This window comes from Alkaliphilus sp. B6464 (assembly GCF_018141165.1).
Lineage (GTDB): Bacteria > Bacillota > Clostridia > Peptostreptococcales > Natronincolaceae > Alkaliphilus_B.
Genome location: NZ_CP058557.1, coordinates 2,022,003 through 2,036,721, shown reverse-complemented (window position 1 = coordinate 2,036,721; position 14,719 = coordinate 2,022,003). Strand labels below are relative to the sequence as shown.

Sequence of the window (14,719 nt, the reverse complement as noted above, 5' to 3'; positions counted from 1 at the left end):
ATATTATTTAAAGACCTTTATTCTTTCTTCTAGTGGAATAAATTCCTTATCACCGGCAGAAGCTGTTGGTTTTCCAAAAGGCATCTGTGCAATTAGCTTCCAGTTATTTGGTATATCCCACTGCTTCTTTACATCCTCTTCAATAAGTTCATTATAATGCTGTAATGATACTCCCATTCCTTCGATTGATAGCGAAGTCCAAATTACATATTGATTCATACCTGAAGCTTGTTGTGACCAAATCGGAAAATTATCTTTATAAGCTGCAAATTGTTGTTGTAGTGATTCGATTACACTATTATCCTCAAAAAACAAAACTGTACCATATCCATTTTTGAATGAGTTAATTTTTTCTTCAGTAGGAGCAAAATTATTTTCTGGAACAACCTTTCTTAAAGCCTCTTTTGTTATATCCCATAATTTATCATGGTTTTCATTAAATAAAACAACAACTCTTGCACTCTGAGAGTTAAATGCTGAAGGAGTATACTTTATAGCATCGTTTATTATTTCCTGAATTCTTTCATCTGAAATAGTTGTTTCTTTACTAATCCCATATATTGTTCTTCTTTCTTTTACAGCAGTATAAAAATCTTTTGTCATTTCAAATCTTCCTCTCTTTTTTAATTAATTATTGGTAGTATCTGTATCCCTAAAAATTTAATGCAACTGTATTGTTATTCTATTAGAGTATTGCTACTCATCTGCATTTTAAAATTTCTCTTTATGTTTTAAATAATTATTGTTATACTAAAATTATATACCATATTAGTAAATATAAAAGTATGCACTTTTAAGTAAGGTACTATACGAAAGGATAGTGTCATTTATTATGAAAAACTCAAAGGAATTGCACTCTAATTGTCCGATTCAGTATACATTAGATATGATAGGTGGAAAGTGGAAGCTTGTTATATTATGGCATCTGACAAATGATAAAGTAATGAGATATGGGGAAATAAAGAGGAGCCTTTCTGGAATTACTCATAAAATGTTAAGTCAGCAATTAAAAGAACTAGAGGCTAATGGATTAATACATCGTGAAGAATATCCTCAAGTTCCTCCAAAGGTTGAGTATTCTTTAACAGAACTAGGAAAATCTCTATTACCTGTTTTACAGAGCATGAGTGTGTGGGGAGAGAAAAATCTTTTATAATTGTATTTTTGAAATAGTAGGACTCCACTTGTATGGAGTCTTATATTCTTCCTATTTATTTACCTGTGTATCCAGTTTTCTCAACTAAACTTTGTACTTCATCCAATTAATGAATAGTAGGAGAATAGGTATTATTTGAATAAATATCATTTGTAATACTAAAAGAAGATTTGATTTAATTTTTACTTGGTTTCAGTTTTATAACCTCTTTAAAAAATCATTATTTGTGTTTGTTATTTCTATTTTTATTCCTTTTTCTCTAGCATTTTTAATACGTTCATCATCATTATCTATTTTACAATTGTGAAGAGAAATGTTCTCTATATTTTCTAATCTAAATAGTGGACTTATATCAATAACATCAAGGTTAGATATGCTTACTTCTTTTAAATAGGGAAAGCTTTCTATTCCATCAAGGCTACCTATTTGACCATAAGCAATACTCAACTTCTCTAATTTTTTAGCACCTCTTAACCCATTTAAGTTATCCAAATTCATACCTTGTAGCTCTAAATGCTTTAAGCTAGATAAATTATCTAAAGTACTCAGTTCGCCCTTTTTAGGATATATAATTTCTAGCCACTCTAATGTTTCTATTCCATTTAACTGTTGTAGCTGTTCTAGATTAATATACCATAGCATTAGGTGTTCTAAATTAGGTGATAGATTTATAGGTGTAAGATCTTTTATCCTTTGGCCTTCCCATATATACAAGGTTTTCAAATCCTCAAAATGCTCGATACCTTTTAAACTATTTGTGTTCTCTCTACTTCCAATATTTAATTTTTCTATACCCCTTAAACTATCCTTGTCTATTTTTTCAGTAATATTATATTCATGTTTTACAGCTCTATATAAATTACGATCTTTTATAAGGCGATTAGAATACATATAATAATCTAAAGAGAAAAAACCTATAAATAATATAAATACTAGCCCTAAATTAACAAGTTTATATTTAGATTCTATCTTAGTCGAATAGTATACACACATCAGTCCGATACTTACGAAAAATACAATATAATCAGGTATGTAGATATCATTTTTAAAAAGAATAAAGTTTCCTATCATAACTATAGAAATAAGAAAAGCTTCTTTGTCCTTCCCATTTTTTTCTTTATCTCTTACAAAAAATCCCATCAGACTTCCTATTAAAGATCCAATCCAAACACCTAATATTTTCCCATTTACGAATATATTGATTACAAATAGATGTAGTATCATTACCCCTATGGTAATCAATATTGCCCATTGAAAATCCTTTCTATAATCTCTACTTTCTCCCATAGCTTCCCCACCATCTTCTATCAAATTATCATAAACTTATAATTATGTATTTCTTCTTTTTACCAATAATCCCTTCTATATTTTATGAAATTTTACATAAAGTAGTGAGTTAAAACAAGAAAGTATTATGATAGTAGTAAATTAGACCTTTATTGCCTTTATAATGATTTTTGTAAACGATTTGCTACTTCTAGGCCGCCTAACATATACCCTTTTCCATATCTCTAAATAATCTAGCACAAATTAATGTCTCTTGGGGTATTTCTCCATGATCTTCATAGCTCCATAATGCTGATAATACTGAATGAGCTACTCCCCAACTAATTAGCCGTTGCTTATCATATCCTAATTCCTTTGAAAAAATATGTATACGGCGAGCTAAAGCCTCCTTTGGATTATTGGTTCTCAATAGATAATTTTTCATATAATTTACTGGCTCAAATACTGGATCTCCAACTACTCCTTTGGGATCTATTGCTTTCCAGCTCTTATTTGTAGACAATATATTGTCATGGTGCAAATCTCCATGTAATAACATATTCTCTTTTGTTGAGTCTATCAAATAATAATAATTTATTTCAGCTCTCTCCAATAATTCCTTAGAAAATGGCCCCATTCCATTACCAAAATGCTTCCTTAAATTTTCTAAATCCTTAGCCCAGTCCATTAAGCTTTGAAATTTATGTTCTTTTGGCTCCTTAATCTTAATTCTAGACATTAGCTTAGCTGCAACTAATGTTGCTTGATCATCATCTTTTAAAGTTGACAATACAGTTCCAGGAGCCAAACGCTCTAGAAGCATGGCCCCTAAATTTTCATCATAATCCAGTAATCTAGCACATCCTTGCCCAGCATATAATTTTAATGCTTCAACCTCTGATAAAAACTCCTTTGATTGTATCCCTAGCTTTAACACTACTTCTTGATTAGTTTCACTTATAGCCCTAGCTACATAATTATATGATAAATTATCAAACTCATTAATCTCAGTTAACGACCACTTAGAAGCGCAACTTTTTAATAGTTCTGGTAACCTATATAAAAACTTTTTTCCTTCTTTTCCGTATACATCTATTACTGTATCTTGAAATTGCCTTATCATAAATATTATCCCCTTTATATCGACAGCGGTTTCTTAGCTACTTAATAATTATTACGAACTCATAATTCACATGTTTTATATAACTCAAATTTTTTTATATAATCTCTCTTGAGAATTGACATAATTATTCCATCCTCTAGTTTTCCCTTTATCAAATCCCTTTCTCTGACTATTCCTTCTTGAATGAAATTTAGCTTGCTTAGTGCTTTAACAGATGCATCATTCACAGGTGTTATTGTAGCTTCAATTCTATTGATAGATTAGCTTTATTTTGTTGAGTGGTTTATGTTATTTATAAAAGCGGAACATTGTTTTCTGTTTTTGAATATAAGAACTTTTTTATCTTCCAAATTATTAAGTAAAATATAGTAATTATTTCGGTGTTGGTTATTGAAATTCCATATCCATTTTAGAAACCCAAAGTCAAATTTTTCAGGACAACCTTCCCCCATATCTGAACGAACTTTGCTATAATTACTTATTACTCTTTTTATTACACCTCTTAAACAAGTAAGTCGAGAATAATCCAAATAGATAACAGTATCACATTTATCAATTCTCTGTTTTATTGTTCTATTATAGTTTTCGTCAACAATCCAGTTATCTCTTTTCAATTCTTCTTCCAATAAAAAATCAAATTCTTCATTACACGTGTTTAAATGTCGACCAATTATTTTCTCTCACCCATTTCAATCGATCTTCCAAAGTATTGTAATGTAGTTCCAATTTGTGACCATCTGGATCAAGAAAATAAAATGATTCTCCCTCTGATGTATTTTCTTTGAATGATTTTACTCCTGCTTTTTCAAGTTTTTCTTTTAGACTCTTAAAATCTGAAGATAGGACATTAAATGCGATATGTGTATAATCTTTCGTAGGTTCTATAATTCTCTCTTCATCAACATTTAAAGCAATCCACTGATTCCCAGCTAATAAATATGCTCCTTTTTCCCATTTTCCAACTAATCTAAGTCCTAACAAATTAACATAAAAATCCAAAGATCGTTCTAAATTTATTATTGCAAATGTTATATGATTAATTCCGTTTATCACTTATTGTTCCTCCTTCAACTAATATCAGATGATAACGTGGAGTTACTACTTATTAAACAATTATTATCAATACTTTTTTTAGTTTTTAACTATAGTTATTTTTAAAAAATGTTTGTGTTACTTTTTAACACACTTATAGCACTATTATATTTATCCAGCATTATTTCTCTTGCTTCTGGACATAGTTTATTCCAACTTCTTTCTATTTTCTCTCTTACCCACTTTGCTCCATCATCTGTATCCATTTCTAATTTTACATATGCTAAATGCAGTAGTGACGGAATATAATCAATGTGAGCCATTGCATCTGCACTTGCAATGCAAAGTGCTTCTTTCGTTTTAATTTTCTTACTTACACTCCCCCTATGTGATAAAATACAATCTTTCACAGCTTCAATTTTTTCTATTGGATAATTCAATTTCTTTAAAATTCTTTCTGCTTCAGTTGCTCCATGAATATGGTGTTCCTTATATAATTCCTTATCTTTGATGCTAGCGTAGTCGTGCAATAATGCAGATATTTCAACTATTTCTAAATCCACATCTAGTCTGTGTGCAAGCATTCTAGCATATTTAACAACAACCACAATATGATGAGTCCATATTCCATAACCAAAAGCATTAGTATCCGCTTTGCACTGTTCCTCTACTATTTGTTCAATTTTTTTAGTAATCATTTGTTGACTCATTTTTTTCCTCCTAAAATATACTTACTTTGCCAGTAAATCCTTCGATACCAACCTGGAAATACATTCATTAATGTGTTGATACACTCTCTACTTGTATGCAGTACCATACTCTGTGATTTTTAGCCATATTCCTCTAGTAACTAAAAACCATCATTCTCATTCACGATAAATACCTTTATTCTACCATTATTATTTTGTCCTTCTATAACCACCAAATTATTGCACACTCTTTCAGTTGATCTACAATCTATACACCTTCCTAAATCTACACATGGTGGATTGAAGCCTGCTCTTCTAGCATTTTGAGGTGAAGCAATATTTCTTACCCTATATATTGCTTCATCTAAAGTGTTTGTAATTTTATTAATACCGATTATAACTATTACATTATCGGGACCATATAGCATAGCAGCTACCCTGTTGCCACTATGATCCATGTTAACTAAGTGCCCTTCTAATGAAATAGCATTAGTTCCAGTAATATACCAATCAGTCAATAATGATTTTCTTTTGAGTTCTTTGCTTTCTTCTTTGCTCTTAGCTATTGTCTTATCATATACAATATTCCCTCTATCCCCTAACTCTTTACTTATTCTCATGTTTTTCAAAGTTATTGAATTACCAATCCCAATACTAGCATCAGCAGGTATCATCTCTATAGCTTTTGACTTGGCTTCCTCAAAGGTTTCAAAGAAATATCCATCAATATTTCTTACGGCTAAACCTTTGATTAAATATTCAATCTTTTCTCTTTCCATTTCAGTACCCCTTTACAATGTCTTGATTTTAATTTATTACTGTGCATAACATTTTATCAGTTTCCGCTATAGTAATTTTTTATGATAAAAGCCGACTGTTAGGTTATGGACTTCCCCCTAGTAATTCTACTTCAAGCTTGATGATCTATATCAAAGTTATAACAAGGCCTAGGCTTATATTTTCTTTAACCCAATTTTTTGTTTTTCCTGTTGCAATTCCAGTATTTATCTCACGAAGTCCCATTTCTTCAATAACTTTTGAATTCATATGCTTTCCAATGATTTCTGCGGTTTGCTTAGCCCATATTAAATCTAAAGAATATAGAACATATCATTCATATATATCTTTTTTCATTTACCGCTCATCTTCTAATTCTATATAAACTCACCCAGCATTTACTTAAATAGATTCACTTGATTTGTCAGGTGTTTTCTATACTATCCTCCACTCAGGCTTAGCTACCAATCTATAGCCATTAAATAAATAACCACCAACCAAATTTAGTACCTCTTCACTTATTTCAACTGCCATTGAATCATCCCCATTTTTGAATAATAAATCAAAGCTATCATTATATCGTTCTGCAAATTCGTGATCATGCTTTTTCATAACTCGGACAATAGATTTAGCTTTGCCATTCCAAATTCTATTTGCACTAAAATATAACTCTGCAACTTCTTCATAAAGTCTACATCCTGTAGCAATTTGTTCATATCTATTTTTGCTATCTATTAAATCGTCAATCAGATTTGTTATTGAATATCTCATGCTATTGATTTTGTTGATATTTGCTTCATTGGGTCCTTTTGATATGAATTCTTCAGCTATCCTCTTTAGTTCATCAGATAATCCTATTTTTTTCGGTATTACGATTCCTTCAGTAATCATAGTCGCAATAATTGGTGCACCATTATTAAAATCTACAGTATGCATGAAATATTTTGCAGTAGATAGATCATGTGCAAATACCTCAACCATAATTCCTTCATAAATAAATGACTCCCGAAATGCACAATCTATTTTCTCATAAATTACAACTATATCTAAATCAGACGTCATTGTCCCTTCGCCTCTGATTATTGAACCCGCCAATATTAAGAACTCTGCATTGCTATACTTCTCTTGATATATTCTATTTGCTATTTCAATATATTTCTTCACAGTCTAAACCTCCTGCATAATATGACATATAACGTTCTTTAATTGCATATTTAAATATTTCATTTTATGATGGTAGCTTACCTATAGAGCAACTATGCATTTTAATATGTATGAAAAAGAAAGCTAGGCCTATTAAAAGGTTACTTTAATTCTATCTTCATTTCTATTATCGAATATTCATTCTCATCAATAATCTCTGCACTTATCTTACTCACAATAAAGACCGTGCTTTATTAATCATGGTTTGTGACATACCAGTTTGGAATATATGTTTTAAAATCGTCATACCATTTCAAAACACTTTGCGCCTGTTTAAGCATTGTATTCACTTCTTCCTCTCCAAAATGGATAGCCCAAGGTATAGATGAAAGCTGATTAATTCCAATATACAACGCCATTAATCTAAAAAACAAATCAGGTACTTTATTATCAAAATATCCGTTAATGTATCCCGATGCAAATGCAGGACTCGTACTCACACAAAATGTAATTCGGTTAAATTCCTCCCATGGATCTCCATAATCCATTCTATTAAAATCAACTATACCTAATTCCCCTTCTGGTGTAATAATCATATTCCCAACATGATAATCTCCATGTTGAAAAGACTGTGGTCGATTTAATAGAAGAGAACGATTATGTTCAATATATTCAATTATTCTATCAGCACCATGAAAATGAATACTACAATCTTTATAATTAGCTATTTTTTTATCAATTTTAGCATTAAATCTTTCTGCCCAACTGGGTAGGTTTTGAGGGGCAGGAGCTCTGTGTATTTGTTTAAGAAACACACCAGCCTTAGTGCCTAGATTGTATTGTTCTTTATTATCAAGCTTAGGGAGTATAACTTCAGCATCTTCACCATTAATCCAAGTAAGCAAAGAATAAACTAATTGACCCTTATTGCAAATTCCAAAATCAATAGGACGAGACATTAATATATCCATGTTAATAAGTAATTTTAAGCTTTCAAATTCTTTTTCCTTATTTTCATATTGTGTTATGTCTGATATTCTAAGTAATAGCTCTTTTTCATCTACGGTTTTTATATAATACTTTTTATCATCTGACCATCCTTTATTAATTGGCTTTACTATACTCCAATTATTAGAACCAGGAATATCCTTAAAAGATACTATCAAAATTTCATCTCCCTTCATAAATAAAGTATCACATTCATCCATTATCTACTTATAATTCAAGCTCTAAATGAATATCCTCAGGTTCCAATTCAAATAGTTCTTTATCAATTTCAGTTGCAACCTTACAGCCTAGACTCAGATAAAAATCTACAGTATTTTGAGAAGGTGTAGCAGAAATATACAATTTAGATGCGCCTTTTTCTCTAGCTTTTTCTATTGCAAGGTTCATAAGATTTTTACCTATCCCTGTTTTTCTATGTTTTTTACTGACAAAAAGAATATCCAGTTTAAGTTGGTCCTTATTCTTGCCGATAAATTCGCTTTCTAATGCCACCATACCGCTGATCTCTCTACCTTTAAAAACTCCGATTATTGTTCCTCCTCTATCAAATAAATCGTATAGACGTGGTACTAGTATTTTTTCAACTTCTTCATTAATCCACCATTCATTTTTAACATCATAAAATTCATTTTTCAATTCTAACCTACCATTATTTTCTAAATATAATTTCTCAATAATTTCACTTCGATCTATCTCTCTTAATCTTTCTATTTCTTCTCTTTTTAAAAGTCTATATTCCATAAGTAAATTCTCCTTTTTTAAAAGCTTAGCAACAATGCTCAACCATTATGCAGATACTTTGTCATAACAAATAATTACGTCTTTCATTCCTATAAATTTTCACACAAAAATTCGATTTTAGCTTTTCTTCTTACGAAAAATATAAGTGACAAAAAAACCTCTATCGTCTTCATTTTCAATATAACTAATTAGATCAAATGACTTGTCCATGTCATCAAAGTCAGTTGATTGAATTAAATCCTCTTTTCTAATTTTAGAATTAACTTTATGCTTATATCCAAAGCCACAGATAAATAAAATACCATCATCAGCTATATGATTTTTCATGTCTGCAAGCTGCTCCTTATTTAATCTATAGTGATTAATTACAATATTATCAAATATACCAATATTCTTTAATGAATTTGATGTACTTAAATCAATTTGTTTTGTATTCACTAAATAATTATTTCTTCTAGCAAACATCTCCAAACGTTCAAGTGCTTTACTACTAAAGTCAATTCCTGTTACCCTAAAGCCTTTTTCAAGAAAAAGTAGAGTATTTCTACCATCTCCACAGGCTATATCAAGAACAGAACCTTCTTTGAAATATTTTATATTTTCAATTATTGATTTTTCAGGACTTAATAGTTTATCACTTCTATTTAAGAACTTTTTATCCCGGTATTCTTTACTTCCCATGTATTCCATTTTAGACCCTCCTACTGATGAATTCAAAACATTCTACTTTACGTATTACCTCGTCTTTTATAAAATAAACACCTTATACGGTTTTAGTCATATATACCATACCTGGGATATATCCAAGTTTTTGATTCAATGCCATCATATTATGATTGTTGTAATGAATTGTTGTCTGTATGGTTTTAATGCCTTCAAGGCGACACCATTGTTCTAATAATATTTTTAGATTTGTAGCTATACCACGCCCTCTGTAGCCTTCTGTAATATACAATGATAGAATCATGACACTGTATTGAGGTTTTTCTTGTTTATATGCCCATATAAATCCCTGTACTTGGTCTTCATCGTTTTCTGCAATGACGAGAAATAAGTCTTCATTTTTTGTATTTCGAATTCTTTGCACTGTTTCCTCTATATCTACAGTTGATACTCTGTAATCTGGCATCCATAACTTTGGTGTAGTATTATGCCATTTTGCAATTTGAGTTAAAAGTAACTCTAATTCCTTGTCGTCACTACTATCATTAAGTTTGATTTTTCTGTAGTTCATAGTCAAGCCTCCTATAAGTATTATTCAATATATGTCTTTAACAATTTTATCTGTGCATATCTTATGCTTTTTAGATTTTTTATTAAATAACTATCCTTACTACACAAATAATCGCCTAAGGGTGTCATATAGTATCTTTTGTAGATATCATATCTTTTACATATTCTTGTATTATTTGAGAAAGTGTATTATTTTTCATCATATCCTCTCCAAACCATTATAATAACCTTTACTACATGCATCAATAATTCTCCTTAGACTTTATCTCAATTATTCTTGCTACTTAGCATTTACTATATAACTATAAACAGTACTATTTCATTTTCTCAATTTTTTCAATTAATTTTACTGGATTAACAATTCTTCCAAATGTCGTTTTACTACTATTGTCGGCAGATATTGTATCGCTTGTATTAAATGCTTCTTCCCAAAAAACATCAGGTGTAATATCAGGTTTAACTTGACATGCCAATGCATATAACCCTGCAACATAAGGTATTGACCAACTCAGACCACCTTTCCTATAAAACACATAATCATTAACACCCGTAGGACTGGCAGTACATCTAGAATCCATAGGAATTAAAAGCTGGTACTTATTATATTCTTGTTTCTTCCAAAACTCTCCTTTTGTAAATGAAGTAATATCATCTGCATTTTTTAAAGGATCACGACCAAGTCCCATATATTGGTTACTTCCTACATATACAGTATAGATTCCTTCCTGTTTTGCCTTTTTAATAGACTCTAGCGCTTTCCCATATCCATTTGCATTTCCTCCTATTCCTAAGGAAATTGATATGACTCTGATTTTTTCACCTTCAGGCAATGTCTTATTAACTTCAACAATACGGTCTATAGATTTTGCAAGCCAGGAAAGATCCAAATCAAATTGCCCTTTTTCATTGAAAACTCCATGCGTTTCAGCAATATAATAAAGATCTGCTTCAGGTGCTACTCCAACTGTCTTCCCTACAGCAATAGATGCAACTGCAGGTCCATGCATTGATGCATTTTCATCAGAACAATGAATTTCTTCATACATTTTTAACTGTTCTTTATACTCCATATGATCAACTAACAATCCCTGGTCAATTATTGCTAGACCAATTCCTTTTCCCGTAATTCCTTTTTTATGAAGTTCTCTTAATCTCAGGCCAGGATTTTTTCCTAACTCCATTATCATCTGCGGCTCAAAACCATAAGGTAATTTATTAGGCCATTTGGTCTTGCTATCAAAATCAGCATAAAGCAGGTCATCAAGCTTTTCTGATAAGTCAAGATTCGTTAGGTCACTACTTCTTAAATCCACCTGCCACATTTGACCTGAATTTGGATTATAGCTTGGCAATTCAGTCATTTTTCCTGGATGAATGAAAGAATAATCTGCTGCATTAGGTTTTCTGACAATACTCAATTTATTATCTGGTGAAAGCATAGTCTTATACAGAACTGATGACTCTGATGGTTCTGACGATTCCGATGATTTTGTTTGTATTGCCTTAGATGGGGTACATCCAACCAACAAAATCACCATTACTATAAATAAACACAAAAATCTTTTCATTTTAACTCTCCTCCTATATTACTAATTTATATTGTCATTATTATGTTATTTCAAATAAGAATGAAATTCCTTTCTATGCCATCCAGAAACCGAAAGCTTGAAGAACGTACATGTGCCATGTTTCAGAGAACATTCTTACAATTCCCGAACCCTATCTTATTCTTTGCGTTTATAAACCAAAGATATTGGACCATCTTCAAAACCTAAACCTCTATAGAATTCCTCATTACTAATACTTCCCCTTAACATGTATGTAACTTGTTTGCTACTATCTAATATCTTATTTATTAAAACTTTGCCAATACCTTTTCTCCTGTATTTTGAATCAACCACTACATTATTTATTTGTCCATTAAATACATAATCAGTTGTACACCTGGCAAATCCAACCATTATTTCTTCATCCCATGCAGTAACTACTATTTGAGAATTCTCTACCATGGCTTTTAATCTATTAGTATCCTCAGTTTTATCATTCCATCCTACATCATTAAACAAAGTTTTTAACTTATCATAATCAACTTTTTTATCTGTATAATACATAATCATAGTATAATTTACCTCTCTCACTTAATTTTTTAAAACATGGTGTAGTAAATAACAAAGATTAATCAACCTTTTCCATAATATTTCCAGACCCTTACCTACCAGCACATTTTTGCCGAACATATTGTTAGCAGATGATTTTTCTTCTAGATATTAGTGAACTTGCTTAATTTATTGTAATACTCAATTCTTCGTCAAATATAAATAAACTAATCAATGATTACCCTCTTCATTTATTATATCATTCTTCTTTTTACCAATAATTCCTTCTATTGCTATATGATTTATGGAATAATATATATAAAATAATAAGTGATAATATTAGTTATATTTATGAATTGCACACCCAATTATATTAAACAAAAATAAAAAAACAGGATGATTTTTAATATGTCATTCCTGTTTTTTATATAATCTCCTATCTACTGGTTATCTTAAGCCTACTGTATTATTGAAATATTTTCAGATACTCTCCATAGCCCTCTTTTTCTAAATCTTCTTTCTTAATAAACCTAAGTGAAGCACCGTTTATGCAATATCTAAGTCCACCCATCTCTTTTGGACCATCATTAAATAAATGACCTAAGTGGGAGTTTCCATGTTTACTTCTAACTTCAGTCCTTATCATACCATGGCTAGTATCTCTCTTTTCAATAATATTGTCATTTTCTATAGTTTCTGAAAAACTAGGCCATCCACAACCTGCATCAAATTTATGTTTTGAGCTAAACAAAGGTTCTCCTGAAATTATGTCTACATATATGCCTTCTTCATTGTTATTATTATATTCGCTAGTAAATGGTCTTTCTGTAGCATTATTTTGTGTAACCTCGTATTGAATAGTAGTTAATTTCTCTTTTAATGTCTTTTCATCTGGTTTAGAGTATTTCTTATCCATTTCCATCTTCCTATCTAGTTTATTTATCTTTTAAGAGCATCTTTATAAATTACCTGCCTTAATATATTGTTCTTAGTTTCGATTAATACTATTCTTTATTACTTTCCAGCCTTTCCTGTTATATGGTGTATATCTATTTTTATTACTTTTGTCTTGTCCTTAGCATTTTGTATATATTTTTTTCCTTCTACTAAAAACTGTGGAGAATACTTATTTGCAAGTTCAAATAAAACCTCTTCTTTTAAAGAGTCTACTACTTCACTTGCTGCACCAAAAATCACCACACTTTTATATTTTGTGGTAAACTTTTTAGCCAATACTTCTGTGTCTGTAACCACACAAAAAGATACTTTATCATTTTGCCTCATATTATCAAGTTTTTGCCCTTCAATAGCACAATGAAAATATATACTATTATTATAATAAACAAAACTTAAAGGAACAGTATATGGGTATCCATTATCATCAATCGTGGAAAGAACTCCATATTCTCCTTTGGTCAAAATTTCTTCTATTTCATCTTTTGTTATTTCCTTATCTTTTCTTCTCATTTCTTTAAACATATTAGCTCCCCCTCATTTAATAATGTGCTTTTATGTTATACTTATCTATTTTTAAATTATATCATTTTAGATGTAGCTAATAACTAGATCTGCATTATCTTTCGGACAGCATGTAGATATATATCTTTCTTCAGCTGGGAAATACCTTGTTTTATATTTATCTACTATTTGCTGATCGTTTCCTATATATCTATCTCTTTTAATCACTCTTTCTAACCTTATATCTTTTGGTATATCAAGATATATTACATAATTCAAAAATTTTTTTAGTTCTGGTCTTTGAAGAAAAACACCTTCAATAATCAACAGTGATTTATCTGAGTCATATTTAAAATCTTTTACTTTATATTCATCTATGTCTTTATCATATAACTCTATTTTTCTATCTATCATTTTTTCTCCGTCATAAATTGGGCATAATATATTATCTATTAAATACTTATACCTCCACTGTAAATGGTAGTAGCAAAACCATTCTTCATATTTTTCATTGTATCTAACTGATTTGGGCTGAATAAAATCATCAATATGTATAATAACTGGATTGTAACCTTTAGTTTTTAAATTTTCTGCTATACTCTTTGTTATTGTTGTTTTGCCCGATCCGCCCAGACCATCAATAGCTACCATAGTATTGCTTTGTTTATTTTTAAGATCAATTATTGTTTTAATAATTTCTATCATCGCATTATCTCCAGTATCAAATTATATTTATCTTGTACATATTTTAAAAAATCTGTCTATTATATGTATTTGCTTTCAATCTAATCTTGCCAAATTATTTTTACTTCAACTAGAGTATTTTCTTCAAAGCTTAACTTATATGCCAGGCATACTCAAGCCTCTCCAAAATTCATAGCCATACTTGTCGTTATAGTAGTCTAAAATAATAGACATTATATTTCCATGGGTACCGACTACTATCTTCTTTCCTTTTTTACCCTTTTCACTCCAGGTAACTGCATAATGCACATTT

Annotated in this window: 20 protein-coding genes and 1 pseudogene; 1 reads left to right on the top strand and 20 read right to left on the bottom strand. The window is 30.2% G+C overall.

Annotation, left to right across the window (positions count from 1 at the left end; genetic code table 11):
* Positions 1 to 3 precede the first annotated feature (3 nt).
* Positions 4 to 603, bottom strand: a complete 600-nt coding sequence (locus HYG84_RS09880) for a nitroreductase family protein (RefSeq protein ID WP_212376484.1) — start codon at positions 601 to 603, stop codon at positions 4 to 6.
* A 229-nt stretch (positions 604 to 832) separates the two neighbouring features.
* On the opposite strand from HYG84_RS09880, the gene HYG84_RS09875 reads away from it, so the two are divergent.
* The gene (locus HYG84_RS09875; RefSeq protein ID WP_212376483.1) at positions 833 to 1,156 is read left to right on the top strand and encodes a winged helix-turn-helix transcriptional regulator; all 324 of its coding nucleotides are present in this window, start codon (positions 833 to 835) and stop codon (positions 1,154 to 1,156) included.
* 198 nt (positions 1,157 to 1,354) lie between these two features.
* Here the strand turns inward: HYG84_RS09875 and HYG84_RS09870 are convergent, their stop codons facing one another.
* The 19 genes and pseudogenes from HYG84_RS09870 to HYG84_RS09780 all read right to left on the bottom strand — a co-directional run bounded on the left by HYG84_RS09870 (position 1,355) and on the right by HYG84_RS09780 (position 14,715).
* Positions 1,355 to 2,467, bottom strand: coding sequence for a hypothetical protein (locus HYG84_RS09870; RefSeq protein WP_212376481.1), 1,113 nt, complete (start codon positions 2,465 to 2,467; stop codon positions 1,355 to 1,357).
* A gap of 175 nt (positions 2,468 to 2,642) precedes the next feature.
* A complete protein-coding gene (locus HYG84_RS09865) occupies positions 2,643 to 3,545 on the bottom strand; it encodes an aminoglycoside phosphotransferase family protein (RefSeq protein WP_212376478.1) in 903 nt (300 codons plus the stop codon).
* Between the two features lie 59 nt (positions 3,546 to 3,604).
* Positions 3,605 to 3,772, bottom strand: a complete 168-nt coding sequence (locus HYG84_RS09860) for a GNAT family N-acetyltransferase (RefSeq protein ID WP_212376476.1) — start codon at positions 3,770 to 3,772, stop codon at positions 3,605 to 3,607.
* A gap of 39 nt (positions 3,773 to 3,811) precedes the next feature.
* The gene (locus HYG84_RS09855; protein WP_212376465.1) at positions 3,812 to 4,159 is read right to left on the bottom strand and encodes a hypothetical protein; all 348 of its coding nucleotides are present in this window, start codon (positions 4,157 to 4,159) and stop codon (positions 3,812 to 3,814) included.
* 31 nt (positions 4,160 to 4,190) lie between these two features.
* Positions 4,191 to 4,598: a fosfomycin resistance glutathione transferase gene (locus HYG84_RS09850; protein ID WP_212376462.1), complete on the bottom strand. Its 408-nt coding sequence runs from the start codon at positions 4,596 to 4,598 to the stop codon at positions 4,191 to 4,193.
* Positions 4,599 to 4,699: 101 nt separating this feature from the next.
* Positions 4,700 to 5,287 carry an HD domain-containing protein gene (locus tag HYG84_RS09845; RefSeq protein ID WP_212376457.1) on the bottom strand — a complete coding sequence of 196 codons (588 nt, stop codon included), beginning with the start codon at positions 5,285 to 5,287 and terminating at the stop codon, positions 4,700 to 4,702.
* 140 nt (positions 5,288 to 5,427) lie between these two features.
* Positions 5,428 to 6,045: a lactate utilization protein gene (locus HYG84_RS09840; RefSeq protein WP_212376452.1), complete on the bottom strand. Its 618-nt coding sequence runs from the start codon at positions 6,043 to 6,045 to the stop codon at positions 5,428 to 5,430.
* 145 nt (positions 6,046 to 6,190) lie between these two features.
* Positions 6,191 to 6,313, bottom strand: coding sequence for a hypothetical protein (locus tag HYG84_RS09835; RefSeq protein ID WP_249168577.1), 123 nt, complete (start codon positions 6,311 to 6,313; stop codon positions 6,191 to 6,193).
* A gap of 165 nt (positions 6,314 to 6,478) precedes the next feature.
* Positions 6,479 to 7,207, bottom strand: coding sequence for a nucleotidyltransferase domain-containing protein (locus HYG84_RS09830; RefSeq protein WP_212376449.1), 729 nt, complete (start codon positions 7,205 to 7,207; stop codon positions 6,479 to 6,481).
* Positions 7,208 to 7,440: 233 nt separating this feature from the next.
* Positions 7,441 to 8,394 carry an aminoglycoside phosphotransferase family protein gene (locus tag HYG84_RS09825; protein WP_249168576.1) on the bottom strand — a complete coding sequence of 318 codons (954 nt, stop codon included), beginning with the start codon at positions 8,392 to 8,394 and terminating at the stop codon, positions 7,441 to 7,443.
* A 7-nt stretch (positions 8,395 to 8,401) separates the two neighbouring features.
* Positions 8,402 to 8,935 carry a GNAT family N-acetyltransferase gene (locus HYG84_RS09820; RefSeq protein WP_212376445.1) on the bottom strand — a complete coding sequence of 178 codons (534 nt, stop codon included), beginning with the start codon at positions 8,933 to 8,935 and terminating at the stop codon, positions 8,402 to 8,404.
* Positions 8,936 to 9,052: 117 nt separating this feature from the next.
* A complete protein-coding gene (locus HYG84_RS09815; protein ID WP_212376442.1) occupies positions 9,053 to 9,625 on the bottom strand; it encodes a class I SAM-dependent methyltransferase in 573 nt (190 codons plus the stop codon).
* Between the two features lie 73 nt (positions 9,626 to 9,698).
* Complete coding sequence (locus HYG84_RS09810) at positions 9,699 to 10,169, bottom strand: GNAT family N-acetyltransferase (protein WP_212376439.1); 471 nt, start codon at positions 10,167 to 10,169, stop codon at positions 9,699 to 9,701.
* Positions 10,170 to 10,482: 313 nt separating this feature from the next.
* The gene (locus HYG84_RS09805) at positions 10,483 to 11,736 is read right to left on the bottom strand and encodes a S8 family serine peptidase (protein WP_212376436.1); all 1,254 of its coding nucleotides are present in this window, start codon (positions 11,734 to 11,736) and stop codon (positions 10,483 to 10,485) included.
* 156 nt (positions 11,737 to 11,892) lie between these two features.
* Complete coding sequence (locus HYG84_RS09800; protein WP_212376433.1) at positions 11,893 to 12,279, bottom strand: GNAT family N-acetyltransferase; 387 nt, start codon at positions 12,277 to 12,279, stop codon at positions 11,893 to 11,895.
* Between the two features lie 451 nt (positions 12,280 to 12,730).
* A pseudogene (gene msrB / locus HYG84_RS09795) lies at positions 12,731 to 13,144 on the bottom strand (peptide-methionine (R)-S-oxide reductase MsrB); the annotation flags it as partial.
* 134 nt (positions 13,145 to 13,278) lie between these two features.
* Positions 13,279 to 13,743 carry a pyridoxamine 5'-phosphate oxidase family protein gene (locus HYG84_RS09790; protein WP_212376427.1) on the bottom strand — a complete coding sequence of 155 codons (465 nt, stop codon included), beginning with the start codon at positions 13,741 to 13,743 and terminating at the stop codon, positions 13,279 to 13,281.
* 66 nt (positions 13,744 to 13,809) lie between these two features.
* Positions 13,810 to 14,427 carry a uridine kinase gene (locus HYG84_RS09785; protein ID WP_212376424.1) on the bottom strand — a complete coding sequence of 206 codons (618 nt, stop codon included), beginning with the start codon at positions 14,425 to 14,427 and terminating at the stop codon, positions 13,810 to 13,812.
* Between the two features lie 135 nt (positions 14,428 to 14,562).
* The gene (locus HYG84_RS09780) at positions 14,563 to 14,715 is read right to left on the bottom strand and encodes a hypothetical protein (RefSeq protein ID WP_212376421.1); all 153 of its coding nucleotides are present in this window, start codon (positions 14,713 to 14,715) and stop codon (positions 14,563 to 14,565) included.
* Between the last annotated feature and the right edge of the window lie 4 nt (positions 14,716 to 14,719).